At 66.4% G+C, this 13,398-nt stretch carries 14 protein-coding genes; 4 read left to right on the top strand and 10 right to left on the bottom strand.

All coding sequences use genetic code 11. The features are described 5' to 3' along the window. Window positions 1–2 precede the first annotated feature (2 nt). Entirely contained in the window at window positions 3–803 is an 801-nt protein-coding gene (locus C8J36_RS17780; RefSeq protein ID WP_062593826.1) for a class I fructose-bisphosphate aldolase, read from the bottom strand. 207 nt (window positions 804–1,010) lie between these two features. Here C8J36_RS17780 and C8J36_RS17775 point away from each other — a divergent pair, with 207 nt between their 5' ends. Further along, on the top strand, window positions 1,011–1,772 hold the full coding sequence (locus C8J36_RS17775) for a DeoR/GlpR family DNA-binding transcription regulator (protein WP_062593824.1): 762 nt from the start codon (window positions 1,011–1,013) through the stop codon (window positions 1,770–1,772). Here the strand turns inward: C8J36_RS17775 and C8J36_RS17770 are convergent. Genes C8J36_RS17770 through C8J36_RS17745 form a run of 6 tightly spaced genes read right to left on the bottom strand, consistent with a single transcriptional unit; the run spans window position 1,763 to window position 6,959 of the window. Continuing rightward, entirely contained in the window at window positions 1,763–2,746 is a 984-nt protein-coding gene (locus tag C8J36_RS17770) for an ROK family protein (protein WP_132536735.1), read from the bottom strand. The two genes, C8J36_RS17775 and C8J36_RS17770, sit on opposite strands and share 10 nt — an antisense overlap. After that, window positions 2,743–3,456: a ribulose-phosphate 3-epimerase gene (locus C8J36_RS17765; RefSeq protein ID WP_132536734.1), complete on the bottom strand. Its 714-nt coding sequence runs from the start codon at window positions 3,454–3,456 to the stop codon at window positions 2,743–2,745. The genes C8J36_RS17770 and C8J36_RS17765 overlap by 4 nt, the downstream gene beginning before the upstream one ends. Further along, on the bottom strand, window positions 3,453–4,208 hold the full coding sequence (locus C8J36_RS17760) for an alpha/beta fold hydrolase (protein ID WP_132536733.1): 756 nt from the start codon (window positions 4,206–4,208) through the stop codon (window positions 3,453–3,455). The genes C8J36_RS17765 and C8J36_RS17760 overlap by 4 nt, the downstream gene beginning before the upstream one ends. Further along, window positions 4,205–5,041: a sugar phosphate isomerase/epimerase gene (locus tag C8J36_RS17755; RefSeq protein WP_132536732.1), complete on the bottom strand. Its 837-nt coding sequence runs from the start codon at window positions 5,039–5,041 to the stop codon at window positions 4,205–4,207. Before C8J36_RS17755 ends, C8J36_RS17760 begins: the two co-directional genes overlap by 4 nt. Further along, window positions 5,041–6,117, bottom strand: a complete 1,077-nt coding sequence (locus C8J36_RS17750) for a Gfo/Idh/MocA family oxidoreductase (protein ID WP_132536731.1) — start codon at window positions 6,115–6,117, stop codon at window positions 5,041–5,043. Before C8J36_RS17750 ends, C8J36_RS17755 begins: the two co-directional genes overlap by 1 nt. After that, window positions 6,114–6,959 (bottom strand): sugar phosphate isomerase/epimerase, encoded by an 846-nt coding sequence (locus C8J36_RS17745; RefSeq protein WP_132536730.1) that lies wholly within the window; start codon window positions 6,957–6,959, stop codon window positions 6,114–6,116. Before C8J36_RS17745 ends, C8J36_RS17750 begins: the two co-directional genes overlap by 4 nt. Window positions 6,960–7,228: 269 nt before the next feature. Here C8J36_RS17745 and C8J36_RS17740 point away from each other — a divergent pair, with 269 nt between their 5' ends. Then, window positions 7,229–8,377 (top strand): Gfo/Idh/MocA family oxidoreductase, encoded by a 1,149-nt coding sequence (locus C8J36_RS17740; protein ID WP_132536729.1) that lies wholly within the window; start codon window positions 7,229–7,231, stop codon window positions 8,375–8,377. After that, entirely contained in the window at window positions 8,374–9,321 is a 948-nt protein-coding gene (locus C8J36_RS17735) for an alpha/beta hydrolase (RefSeq protein ID WP_132536728.1), read from the top strand. The genes C8J36_RS17740 and C8J36_RS17735 overlap by 4 nt, the downstream gene beginning before the upstream one ends. An 18-nt stretch (window positions 9,322–9,339) precedes the next feature. Here the strand turns inward: C8J36_RS17735 and C8J36_RS17730 are convergent, their stop codons facing one another. Both C8J36_RS17730 and C8J36_RS17725 read right to left on the bottom strand, forming a co-directional pair. Further along, complete coding sequence (locus tag C8J36_RS17730) at window positions 9,340–10,374, bottom strand: LacI family DNA-binding transcriptional regulator (protein WP_062593810.1); 1,035 nt, start codon at window positions 10,372–10,374, stop codon at window positions 9,340–9,342. A gap of 130 nt (window positions 10,375–10,504) precedes the next feature. Beyond that, a complete protein-coding gene (locus tag C8J36_RS17725) occupies window positions 10,505–11,419 on the bottom strand; it encodes a DMT family transporter (RefSeq protein WP_132536727.1) in 915 nt (304 codons plus the stop codon). An 85-nt stretch (window positions 11,420–11,504) separates the two neighbouring features. Between C8J36_RS17725 and C8J36_RS17720 the strand changes: the two genes are divergently transcribed. Next, window positions 11,505–11,984, top strand: coding sequence for an Lrp/AsnC family transcriptional regulator (locus tag C8J36_RS17720; RefSeq protein WP_132536726.1), 480 nt, complete (start codon window positions 11,505–11,507; stop codon window positions 11,982–11,984). Window positions 11,985–12,273: 289 nt separating this feature from the next. On the opposite strand, the gene ugpC is transcribed toward C8J36_RS17720, so the two are convergent. Further along, window positions 12,274–13,398: a sn-glycerol-3-phosphate ABC transporter ATP-binding protein UgpC gene (ugpC, locus tag C8J36_RS17710; RefSeq protein WP_132536724.1), complete on the bottom strand. Its 1,125-nt coding sequence runs from the start codon at window positions 13,396–13,398 to the stop codon at window positions 12,274–12,276.

Genomic DNA, 13,398 nt, shown 5'->3' with positions numbered 1-13,398 from the left:
CGTCAGGCGCCTGCGGCGGCCAGAGCTTCCTCTGGCGCCATGCCGTCGTGAATGACGAGCTTGAAGGCGCGGGCCGCCTTCGTCGTGTCCCCGTGACCCCAGAGATTGCGGCCGACGACGGCACCACGGGCACCGGCGCGCAGCGCCTCGCTGGTCTGCTGAAGGGCGCCGAGCAGCGTATCGGTCTTCGGTCCGCCCGCGATGACGATCGGGACCGGGCAGGTGGCGACCGTTTCCTTGAAGCTGTCGAAGTCGCCTGTATAGCCAACTTTGATCACGTCCACCCCGGTCTCGAAACCGATGCGGACGGCATAGGCGATCTCGTCCGGCGTGAAGACGATCTTGCCGCCATTGGCATAGTCGCGCGGGTAGACGTGGGCGACGACCGGCATTTCGAAGCGGGCGGCGGCGTTGACCGTGTCCGTCAGCCAGCGGATGTAATGGCCCTCTGTATCGCCGCGCACGGGAATGGCGACGGCCAAAGCGTCGGCGCCGTAGCGAACCGCGTCTTCCGGCGTGGCGATGAGCTGGCGGATGCGGTCGTCCGGCGTGAAGCAGCCGGCCTGGATGACGAGCGCCGCCTTGCCGGCATAGGCCGACCAGAGATGCCGGGCGGCACCCGGCTGGATGCTGATATAGTCCGGCCCACCGGCCATCACCCGCTCCAGCGCGCCGGGCAGATCCGCAAGCCCGCCTTCGCGCACATTGCCATAGCCGACGAAATGATCGACGGCGCCGCCGAACAGATTTCCCGATGCGTGCGAAAACAGCCGCGACAGCCGCACTTTGGTTCCAAGGCCCATAACGATCTCCTCCGTTGATGACGTGTCTGTGCCTCAGCTAACTCGAAAGAAAACAAATACACAATATTTCGATTTCTTTCGTTTTACATTTGCCTTATAGATATTTCCGAAAGATCTCCGCTATATTGCGCTGCACACGCTTATTTTGGCATCGCACATGCGATGCCTGTTTCGTTTTTTCGAAAGTCTTCCGCCACCGGAACAGCCATGCTTGCAGAACAACGACGACACCAGATCATGCTTGAGCTCCAACGCGTGGGGCAGGCGAAAACCCGGGAGCTTGCGGAGCGCTTCGGCGTGTCCGAAGTCACCATTCGCTCGGACCTCGAAAATCTCGACGGGAAGAAGCAGCTCATCAAGACGCATGGCGGCGCCATCGCCTTGCCGGTGGATTCGCCGGCCGCCGCCTTCGAGGAGCGGATGAACCGCAACTTCGAGGCCAAGCGCCGGATAGCCCAGATGGCGGCGCGGCTCATTCTCGACAACCAGTCCATCGTCTTCGACAGCGGCTCGACTCTGCTGCAGCTGGCGATGCAGATGCCGCCGGTGCACAATGTGGTGGTCGCCACGACCGCCATGAACATCGCCCAGCACCTGATGTACCGCCCCGGACTGGACGTCCACATGATCGGCGGCCGGGTGTTTCCCAACACGGTCAGCACCATCGTGTCGGATGCCGACAAGGCCGTGGGCGGACTGGTGGCGCACCAGGCCTTCGTCAGCGCGCATGCGATCGATCACGCCTTCGACGTCGTCGACGTCTCCGAGGATATCGCCCGCACGAAACGCAACCTGGTGCGCATGGCGCGGCGCGTTATCCTGGTTGCGGACTCGACCAAATGGGACACTGGCGCCTCGTCCAAGGCGTTTTCGCTGTCGCGCGTCGACATGATCATCACCGATACCGGCATGCCCTATTCGATCCGCGGTCGCCTCGACAAGCTGGGTGTCGAGGTCCGCTACGTCTGATCGCGGTCGGCACGGATCGTGAAGCCCGGCTGCGCAAAGACCAGGCCGGCGGCTCCCACCAGCCCGGCATTCGTTCCAAGCCCCGCCCGCACGATGACGACGTCGCGATAGGCCGACATTGCGCGTGTCGCGACGACGCTGCGGATGCCGCCGATCAGGAGATCGAAGGCATTCGAAAGGCCGCCGCCGATAACGACGATATCCGGCGAGAAGATGTGCAGCAGGTTGGTCAGTCCGATGCCGAGCCATTCCGCCTCCTCCGCGATCAGGGCGAGGGCGACGGGATCGTCCACCCGCGCTGCCTCCACCACCGACCGCGCGCCCGGACGACCGATGGCCGATTGGGCCGCAGCGATCTTTTCGCCGCCCGGTCGCAAAGCGGCGTCGGCACCGCGATGACCGAGCGCGGTTCCCGATGCCAGCGCCTCGAAACATCCCACATTGCCGCAGAGGCAGCGCGGGCCGGACCCGGAGAGGGTCATATGGCCGATCTCGACCGCAAGGCCGCGACGACCGTGAAAGATGCGTCCGCCGGAGACGACGCCGCCGCCGATGCCGGTGGAGACGGTGACGAACAGCACGGTCTCGAACCCGCGGGCCGCGCCATGGCGCCATTCGCCGAGCGCCGCCATGTTCGCGTCATTGTCGAGGAACACCGGCAGGCCGAGCCGCGCCGACAGACGCTCGACCACGGCGACATCGTGCCAGCCGGCGAGCGTCGGCGGCGCGATCATGATGCCGGCCGACGGGTCGAGCGGCCCCGGCGCGCCGAGCCCGACGCCCGCGATGGTGCCGTCCGTCTCCGCCATCAATGTCTTGGCGAGCGACGCCATCTGGTCGAGCACTGCATCGACCCCCGCGCGCGCACGGGTCGGCACCGTCAGCGCCTGCCGCACCTCGCCTGTCCGCGTGACGATTGCAGCCCGCAGATCGGTGCCGCCGAGATCGAAGGCAAGGGCTGCGGCGGCGGTCATGCCGCCCTGCCGCCAAGTCCGTGCAGCCAGTCGATCCGGGCGGCGAGATCCGGCGCGCCGAAGGCAAGCGATCCGAGGACGACGGTCTCAGCCCCCGCCGCGCGCAGCGCCGGCACCGTGGTCTCTCGGATACCGCCATCGGCGGCGAGGATGATGTGGGAAAGCCCGGCCGCCTCGATAAGACGCCGTGCTTCCCCCAGCCGGCCGCACGCCTCGGGCGCAAGCGACTGCCCCTTGACGCCGATCCGCGTGCCGAGCAGCGTGACCATGCCCACATGCGGCAGGAAGGGCAGGATCGCCTCGACCGGCGTCTCCAGCCGCAGGACCACGCCGCCGACGACACCGGCCTCGCGCGCCGCCGCCAGAGCGCGAAGGCCGGCGTCGCCGTTTTCGGCATGCACGCTCAGAAGGCTGGCGCCGGCCTCGACGAACTGCGCGGCCTGCGCCTCGACGCTGTCGGCCTCCACCATCAGATGGACGTGGATCGGAACCTTGGTCTGCTGCGAGATCTGGGCGACGAGATCGGGGAAGAACAGATAACCCGGCGCAAAACGCCCGTCCGCGACATCGATATGATGGAGATCAGCGACCGCCTCGATGCGGGCGAGGTCGCGCTCCAGATTGACCAGATCGGCCGACCACAACGAGAATTCCGCAAGCAGGCGGTTGCGGGGCAGGGCAGAGATGGCAAGGGCGTGGTTTCCGATCATGATGGGCTCCGGGTGTGCATGGCGAGAAAGTCCGCAATCGCGGCCCTGACCTCTTGGTGGTGGCGATCCCGTTCGAGCGCCTTTGGCGCCACGGTGACGAGCCGGGCACCGGGGATTGCCTCCGCGAGCGTTTCGGCGCAGGCGCGCGGATGGATGGCGTCGTGCGCGTTGGCAATGATCAGGGCGGGAAGCCGCAGGGCCTCGACCGCCTGCCGGCTGACGCCGGGGGAACCCGCGGCGATATCGGCGAGCACCTCGGCAAAGCGTAAGGGCTGAGGTCGGTCGGCATAGCCGAGCAGCGAGGCGAGATTGTCGGGCGCATCCCGCGCGAGGCGCTGCCCGATCTCCCCCTCGGCAAATGCCGCGCGCGCGGCCTCGGGCGGCAGGCGCCGCAGCAGGGCCGCGATGTCGGCGATGGGTGCCATATTGTCGGGGGCGCTGGTAAAGGTCCAGGCCGGGCGTACGAGGATGAGGCCGGTCACGCGCTCGGGATGATGGCAGGCGAGATAGAGGGCGATGGCGGCGCCCATCGATATGCCGCCCGCGATGAACCTCTCGTGCCCCGCCATGGCATCCAGCGCGTCCCTTGCAAACAGCGGGATGCTGAACGGCCGGTCGGGACCGAGCGGTGTCTCCTTGTGGCCGCGACTGTTGATCGTTACCCGCAGCGCATTCGACGTCTCCGGCCAGTTTGCCGCCGCCTGCGCGTCGTCGCCGCCCAATCCGTGCTGGAAGAGAACCGCCCGCCTCATGCCGGCACCGTGAGGAGCGGGGCCAGGAACCGGGCAACGCCGGGCGCGTCTTCCGGCTCCAGGCCATGCGTCACGACGGCGCCGTCGAATCCGGCGGCGCGCAGCCGGGCGATGAAATCGGCGAAATCCACGACGCCGCGTCCGGGTGCGGCAAAGCGGCCGTCGGCCTGCCGGTCCTTGGCATGCGCCATGACGGTCAACCCCGCCGCGATCTCCACGGCGCGCGCGACGATCGCGCGGGCGCGCCCGGCATCCGCCTTCTCGAACAGGTTTGCGGGATCGAGCACGATCCGCAGCCGGTCGGAGGCCATCTCCCCGATCAACCGGCGGGCATCGTCGGCCGACGCGACGACATTCGCCTGTTCCGGCTCGATCCCGAGCGTGATCCCCGCAGCCTCCGCACGCTGAAGGGCGGCCGCCATGTCCGCGACCATGTCGGCCCAGGCTTCGGGCTTCGCATTGTCGGGGTGGTGCGCCCACTGATCGCCGGGGTGGCGGGAGCCGGTGCAAAGTGTGACGAGCGGGATCTTCAGCGCGCCCGCGATATCGATGACGTGGCCGAGCGCCTGCCGTCCGCGGGCGCGAACCGCGGCGTCGGGATGCGCCATGTTGTAGGTGCCGGACAGCGCCGCGATACCGACGCCGGATGCGACACGCGCCGCATCGATGCGGTCGACCAGGGCTGCGATGTCGGCGATCTCGTCCGGCAGGGAGGGCAGGCCTGTGCAGGCGAGGTTGAACTGCACCGTCGCGTAGCCGGCTGCGCGCGCCGCCTGCAGCACCTGCATGGGGTCGGTCCCGGCAAAGGTCTTGGCGAAGATGCCGAGCTGCATCAGACCGCTCCCGTGACGGAGGCCAGCTCGACGCGTTCGCCGGTCTCCACCGAGCGGGCGATGGCGACCATGGCGCGGATGGAGGCGAGGCCGTCGCGGACGTCCGCACCGCGCATCGGCGCACCGGTGAGGACCGTGTCCGCAAGCCCTTCGACCTGGCGGCGGAAGAAGTGGCCGTCGGCTCCGAGCGGACGCCGCGACGTCGCATCTTTCTCGTGGAAGATATCGACCTCGGAGGCGCGAAAATACCAGGGATTGAACGTCTTCGCGATCACCGAGCCGTTCTCGCCATAGAGCTGAAAACCCTCGTGCCAGTCCATCCGCACCGCGACGGTGAGGTCGAGATGGCCGAGGGCGCCATTGGCGAATTCGGTTTCCACGAACCAGCAATAGGCGCCGAAGCGCGTGGCAAGACGCGCGCGGACGGCGACGATATCGCCGCAGAAGAAGCGGGCGGTGTCGACGAGATGCGACCCGTGCGCCAGCATGAAATATTGCCGGAGATCGGCCTTGGGATTGCCGCCCGGCCGCTTCGCCAGCTTGCTCGACACCGGCAGCGGCTGCACGGCGTCCGTGTTGGTGTAGCGATGCGTGCTGTCGCAGTACCAGGCTTTGAGCGCCAGGATCTCGCCCATGTCGTCGCGCACGAAATCCCGTGCCGCCTCCAGCGCCGGATCGAAGCGTTTCATGTGCCCGACCTGGAGGATCTTGCCGGAGTCCTCCACCGCGCGGGCCAGCGCCTCGCCTTCCTCGATCGAGACGCCGATCGGTTTCTCGCAGAGCACATGCTTGCCCGCGTCGAGCGCCTTGATCGACATCGGCACGTGATAGGCGTCCGACGTCGCGACGATGACGGCCTCCAGCTCCGGATCGGCGAGCATTTCGTCGTAATCGGCATAGCTGCGCTGCGGCTCGTAGGTCGCCGCCATGCGCGCCAGAAGGTCCGGCGCCGCATCGCAGATGGCATAGAGATCGGCATTGCCGGCCTTCACGCAGGATTCCAGATGCGCGAACTGCGCGATGGGTCCGCATCCGAGCACGCCCACCCGGAGCCGTCTTTCCTGTTTGCGGATCACGACCCTGCTCCCGTGCGGGCATCGTCGAAACCCATGCGGGAGAGCGTCTCGCGGTTGGCGCGCACGGCGGCTGCCGGGTCCTTGCCCGCCGCGTCGGATTCCTCCTCGACCACGATCCAACCGTTGAAATTCGGGGCCTTCGCGACGATGGCGATGACCTCGGCAATATCGCAGACGCCCGCCCCCAGCATCGCCCAGTCGCCGGCGGCATCCACATCCTTCAGATGGACGTAGCGGATGCGATCGTGATGCGCGGCGAGTGTGTCGGCCATCGTCTGGCCGCCCCGCAGGATGTGCCCGGTATCGGGCACCCAGCCGACCTCAGGGTGGAGACGCGAGAAGATCTCGTCGTAATCGCTGCGGGTGGAAAGCAGCGTCCGGTGGTGCGAGGAGGGGTGGACGGCAACGACCACGCCAGCCGCGCGCCCGATATCGCTCGCCCTGTTGTAGATCTCGGCTGCGACCCCGAACCCGTCGTCCCGGGGTCCGTCCGACACGGATGTGGCGGAGCCGAGGGAGACCAGCGCGCCGGGAAACCGGGCGACGAAATCCACCCAGCGCCTGACGGCATCCAGATCCTCCCCGATCCGGCCGGGCAGGGTGAAGCCGCTGTCAGAGCCGAACGCGAAGGAGACGAGCGTCAGACCGGTGCCGTCCAGCGCCCGTGCGAAGTCGTCCGGGCGCGCCGCGTAATCGCCGATCATGGTGTTGGTGATCTCGATGCCGGTGTAGCCGCCCTCCGCGACCGCCGCGATCAGCGCGTCCGGGCCGCCGTTCCAACCGGACCCGAGCATCTCCCATGTGTAGGTCTGGCAGCCGAACTTCCGTTCTGTTTTCGTCATCCGTCGGTTCCTGTCATGGTTTCCGGGCGAGCCGCGCGGCCGTCTCCGGCGGTTCGTCAGGCCAAAAGGCGGGAGATGCGGCAAGCGGCGGAGGCATTGGATCCGCAGGCATCGATGCCGCCGGGACGACCGGAAGCCGTCGTGATTTTGATGGATGTCACCGTTGCCTCCCAGCCTGGTTGGTTGTACGTAAGATAAATTCTTATCGCACGTCAACATATTTTGTCTGCGTGTTTGCGACCACGCGGCTCAACGATCAGGTTCAGCACATGACGAACACAGCACGCCAACCCCTCCGGATCGGCATCGTGGGATGCGGCAATATCTCGATGGCCTATCTGCGCAACGCACCGCTGTTTCGCGACGTGGAGATCGTCGCCTGCGCCGACGTCAATCCGCAGGCGGCCGACCAGCGCGCCGCGCAGTTCGGCCTGCGCGCGAGCGGCGTCGATGCCCTGATGGCGGCGGCCGATATCGACCTCGTGCTCAACCTCACCATTCCCGCAGTCCATTTCGACATTTCGATGCAGGCTCTGGAGGCGCAGAAGCACGTCTTCACGGAGAAGCCGCTGGCGGTGACGGCGGAGCTCGGACGCCGGCTGGTGCGGGAAGCGGCCGCGCGCGGGCTTCTGATCGGTTCGGCGCCCGATACGTTTCTGGGCGCCGCCGGGCGGCATGCGCGGCGCCTGATGGAGGCCGGCGCGATCGGCAAGCCGGTCACGGGCACCGCCTTCATGATGGGACGCGGGATGGAGCACTGGCATCCCGACCCCGGCTTCTACTACCAGCCCGGCGCCGGCCCGGTCATGGACATGGGGCCCTACTACCTGACGATGCTGGTCAACCTGATCGGCCCCGTCCGCCGCGTGCAGGCCGTGGCGACCAGCGGCCAGAAGGACCGGCTGATCACCGCCGAAGGCCCGAAGCAGGGCACGCGCTTTTCCGTGGGGACACCGACCAGCGTTCTGTCGCTGCTCGAATTTGAGAATGGCGCGACGATCACCTTCGGGGCGTCCTGGGATGTCTTCCGCCATTCCAACCATCCGATCGAACTGCACGGCACGGAGGGGTCGCTCCGGCTGCCGGACCCCGATACGTTCGGCGGCACGGTGGCCGTGTCCGAGCGCGGCGCCGACTGGAAGGAGACGGATACGGCAACGCTCCCCTACGGCGCCGTCAACTGGCCCGTCGATGCGCCGGACAGGGCGAACTACCGCATGCTCGGCCTTGCCGACCTCGCCCGCGCCATCGGCGAGAAACGGGCACCGCGCGCCTCCGGCGCGCTCGCGCTGCATGTGCTGGAGATCATGGAGGGTATCCTGCGGGCGGCGGAAACCGGGAACGCGCAGGCGATCGAGGGCGCGCTGGACCAGCCGGCCGAACTGCGGGAAGACGAAGCCCGGAGCCTGCTCGCATGACCGGGCTCGATCTCTCCGCACGGCGCGTTCTCGACCTGATGGCGCGGGAAAATGCGCCGCCGATCGAGACGCTCTCGCCGGAGGAGGCCCGCACGGGCTTTCTCGAAGGCTTCGCCGCGCTGCAAAGGCCGCTCGAAGAGGTCGCGGCGACGGAGGAGCGCTTTCTCGGGCCGCTGCGCCTGCGCCTCTGGCGCGGGCAGGGCGCACCGGCCGAAGGCGCGCCGGCGCTTCTCTATCTGCATGGCGGCGGCTGGGTCGTCGGCGCGCCGGAGAGCCATGAGGATATCTGCCGCATCCTCGCCAATCTGGCGGGCGCCGTTGTGGTCTCGCCCGATTACCGGCTCGCACCCGACCATCCCTATCCCGCAGCGGTCGAGGATTGCGCCGCGCTTCTCGCCGACATGGCGACGCACGCCGATCGCTATGGCATCGATCCTGCCCGCATTGCGGTCGGCGGCGACAGTGCCGGCGGAAATCTCGCGGCGGTTCTCGCATTGATGGCGCGGGACGGCGCGCTGCCGCCGGTGACGGCACAGATCCTGATCTACCCCGTGACGGACCAGCGGCAGACCTCCGCCAGCTATGCCGCTTACGCCCGGGATTTCGGGCTGACCGCCGCCGGCATGGCCTGGTTCCGCGCGCATTACCTGCCGCGGGGGGACGACGGGACGGACTGGCGCCTGTCGCCGCTGCTCGTCTCCTCGCTTGAGGACGTCGCTCCGGCCTTCGTCGCGTTGGCCGGTCACGACGTTCTCTACGACGAGGGTGCAGCCTATGCCGAGCGCCTGCAAACGGAGGCGGAGGCGATCGTCCGGACCTGGCCGGGCCAGATCCACGGCTTCGTCTCCATGGGCGGCCTCATCCCGGAAGCCCGGGACGCTTTGGCGGCCGCGGCCGAAGCCTGGACCGCGTTCGATGCGAAAATCGGCCGGGCAAGACGATAGGCCGGACAACCATAGGCCTCACGCGGACTCCCGCATGACCAGCGTCGCTTCCAGAATGACCTTGTCGTCCTGCATCGGGCGTCCCTCGTCGAGATCGTCGATCCGGCGCAGCAGGATCTCGACGCTCGTCGCGGCGATGGCGGCGGCATCCTGCGCCATGGTCGTCAAGGGCGGGCAGGTGTAGCGGCTCAGCGGATGGTCGTCATGGCCGGCGATCCGCACGTCGCAGCCCTCGCCCCGCCCGATCTTCAGCCCGGCCGCGAAGGCCGCCGCCATCGCCCCGAAGGCGAAGCGGTCATTGGCGCAGAAGAGCGTCCGGCCGGGCAGGCCGTCCCGCTTCAGGATGGTCTGCATCTGCTCGAAGCCCAGCCGCTCGAACTCCCAGGAGGCCGGCGTTTCGCAGTCGATCACCAGGGGCTCGTGTCCCTCCTTCAGCATCGTCGCCCGGTAGCTCTCCTGCCGCTCGCCGGAGTTCTCGTTGACCTGCGGAATTTCCAGAAAGACCGGCGGCTCGCCCGAGCGACAGAGATACTGCACCATGGCCGCCACGCTCTGCGCATTGTCGTTGCCGACATAGGGCAGGTCGAAGCTCGCCGGACTGTCGAAGCAGACGACGGGGATCGTATCCGTCAGCCGCTGGAGCGTCGAGGCCTGCGAGCCGGCGCCGAGCGGCGCGACGATGGCCCCCGCCACCTTCAGCGCCAGCAACGTTCGGATCGCCTCCTCCTCCAGATCGGGCCGGGTGTGCGAGGAGATCTGGATCGGCCAGTATCCGCGTGCGCGCAGCTCCAGCTCGATCAGGGTGACGACCTGCACGTAGAAAGGGTCGGAGATGGTGGGAACGAGAACGCCGATATTGCGCGTGCGCTTGCGGTTGAGATGCCGGGCAAAGAGATTGGGCTCGAAATTCGACTTCTTCAGCGCCGCCTCGATCCGCTTGCGCGTGACCTCCTTGACGTTCGACGGATCGTGGAAATATTTCGACAGCGTCGGGCGCGAAACACCGCAGGCCTGGGCGAATTCGTCCATCGACTTGTAGCTCTTCTTCGCCATGCCCGCTTCCTGCCTGCGACCCTTCCGGCCGCGCCCACCTTCGACGTCAAATTCACATCGGACAAGATTTTTACAAGCGAAAAGAAAAAAATTTCGCAAGGAAATTTCGTGGAAGTTCTCTCTCCGAAGGCTACGAAGCCCGTGGTTTGATGAAAGCCGCGATGCCGAAGAAGACACCGGCGATTTGCATCGTCGCCCCGATGGCCTCGGCCGGAGAGGGCAACCGGCCCTCGAAGAGAAAGCCATAGATGAGGCCGAACACGGTTTCCGCGACGATCAGCTGGGCCGCGAGCGCCAGCGGCAGGCGACGGGAGGCGACCACCCAGCACCAGGTCGCAAACCACGAGCCAGCGAGCCCCATCACCACGGCCCAGACGATAAAGCGCGTGATCTGCGACGCGGATGCCGCCTCCGCGAGATCGAACGACGCCAATGGCAAAAGGAGCAGACTTCCAATCGCCGCGCCGATGCCTTGAAGACCCGTCCATTGCAGGCCATCCGGCGCGTCCGCTGACCGCATGACAGCCGCATTGGCCAAGCCGTAGGCGATCCAGATCGTCAGGGCTGCCAGACTTGCGAGAACGCCGAGCATAATCGACGCCGCGTCCGCAGCATCCGCCGCGCGAACCGTTGCGACGTTCACGATACCCACGCCACCCGCAATCAGGGCCAGGGGCAGCGTGAGAGCCATCCAGGACACCGATCGGTCCCTCACATTGGCGATGATCGCCAGGAAGACCGGCATGGTGCCGATGATGACGGGCGGAATGGCCGCGCCGGCCAACTGGACGGCAAAGGCGGCGCTGATGAAGTATCCGACATAGCCAGCGCCGCCCAGAAACAGGCCGATGAGAAGCCTCGCGGGTGCAATGCCGGTTGGTCGGAACCGTCGATCGGCCATCAGCAACAGGCACGCCAGGCCGAACACGCCATAGCGGGGGATCGTCAGATCCCATGCCGAGAACGGCGCGACGGCGCGCGGGGCAACGAAGGTCAGTCCCCAGAGCGCGCAGGTGGTAAGGCCGGCAAAAATCCCAAGAAGCATGATGGTCTCCTGTCGGAGCCATCATGCGAAGTGTTCTGAACGATTTATATGGAGTTGCGCGAGCCGTTCTCATAGTTTGCCTGTCATGTCAAAGGCAAAAGCTCCTCAAAATCTTCAAACCGGAAAATCGACGCTGGACGCGACGGACGCACGGATTGTCGTCGCGCTCGATTCCGATGCGCGCCAGTCGATCAGCGAGCTTGCCCGTCTTGTCGGCATGTCCGCGCCGAGCGTGTCGGAGCGCGTTCGCCGGCTTGAGGCCGCCGGCGTCATCCGGGGCTTTACCATCGATGTGGACACGCGCGCCATGGGCTACCAGATCCGGGCGATGGTGCGGATCCGGCCGTTACCTGGAAAGCTTCACCTTGTCGAAAGGCTCATCCAGGAGCGGCAGGAGTTTGTCGAATGCGACAAGATCACCGGCGACGATCCTTTCCTGGCTCGCCTCGTCGTCCATACCATCGAGCAGATGGACGATGTTCTCGAAGCGCTTTCGGAACACGCCGTCACCAGCACGGCCGTCATCAAGGGAACGTCGGTCAAACGACGCCTGCCGCCCTTGTAGGGTCGGAGAAAAGTCGGCGCGCTTGTTGCGTTCGACCGTCATAGCCCCAAGCATCGGCGTCGATCTCATGAATAACGACATAGGTCGCAACCGGAAGGTTCGGCCCGAGCACGTCCCTCAGAGGCCGGCTCTGGGAAGCATCGAGCTCGCGATCCATGCATCCACGATCCAAATGCAGGCGCCAGCGCTGGAATTGAAGACATTGCTTTTGGCAGCAACTTTTTTTCGTTGAGCCGTGAAGTCTGCCCCATCGGCTCTTGTAAGCTCGCTGCTTGGCCAAACTCTATGCTCAGGATCCGAACGTTATTGAGGATGGTGCCGGGGTGAGGGACACGCCTGTCTCTGCGTCGAACAGGTGCATCTGGTTCATGTTCACGGACAGACCGATCGCCTCGCCCGCCCTCGCGCCGGCTTCAGGGTCGATGCTGGCGCAGAGGGTCGTGGTGCCGATGTCGAAATAGATCATGGTCGAGGGGCCGAGCGGTTCCACCAGGTCGATGTGCGCGGTAAACGGCGCATAGCCCGGACGCTGCTGTTGGGCGCTCAGAGCTTCGGGTCGGATTCCGAAGGTGACCGCGCGGTCGATGAAGGGGGCGTAGAGGGCGGCGCGTTCCCGGGGCACCGGTAGAACCGTGCCGTCCTCAAGGCGCACCGCGAGTTGACCGGCCACCTCGACAAGTCTCGCCTCGAGAAAGTTCATTGCCGGCGAGCCGATGAAACCGGCGACGAAGCGGGTGGCGGGATGGTGGTAGAGATGTTGCGGCGGGCCGCATTGCTCGATCAGCCCGCCATTCATGACGACGACGCGGTCGGCCATGGTCATCGCCTCGATCTGGTCGTGGGTGACGTAGACGGTGGTGGTCGGCAGGATCTGGTGGAGGCGCTTGATTTCGGTGCGCATCTGCACGCGCAGCTTGGCATCGAGGTTCGAGAGCGGCTCGTCGAACAGGAACACCTTGGGATTGCGAACGATCGCCCGGCCCATGGCAACACGCTGGCGCTGCCCGCCGGAGAGCTGGCCGGGGCGCCGGTCGAGAAGCTCCTCGATGTGCAGCGTGCGCGCGGCTTCCAGGATGCGCGTGTCGATCTCGCTTTTCGGCAGGCGTTGCTGTTCGAGGCAGAAGGCGATGTTTTCGCGCACGGACATGTGCGGGTAGAGCGCATAGTTCTGGAACACCATGGCGATATCGCGCTGGCCCGGCCCGAGGCGGTTGACCACCCGGTCGCCGATGACGATATCACCGCCGGTGATATGTTCAAGCCCGGCGATCATCCGCAGCGTCGTCGATTTGCCGCAGCCGGACGGCCCGACGAATACGACGAACTCCTTGTCCTCGATCTCCAGATCGATGCCGCGCACGGCCTCGTAGATGCCATAGGATTTGACGACGTTTCGCAGCTCGAGCCGGGCCAT

It is taken from the genome of Rhizobium sp. PP-F2F-G48 (assembly GCF_004342335.1).
Lineage (GTDB): Bacteria > Pseudomonadota > Alphaproteobacteria > Rhizobiales > Rhizobiaceae > Ferranicluibacter.
Note: the sequence above shows the minus strand (reverse complement) of the source record. Positions and strands in the feature narration are given on the sequence as shown.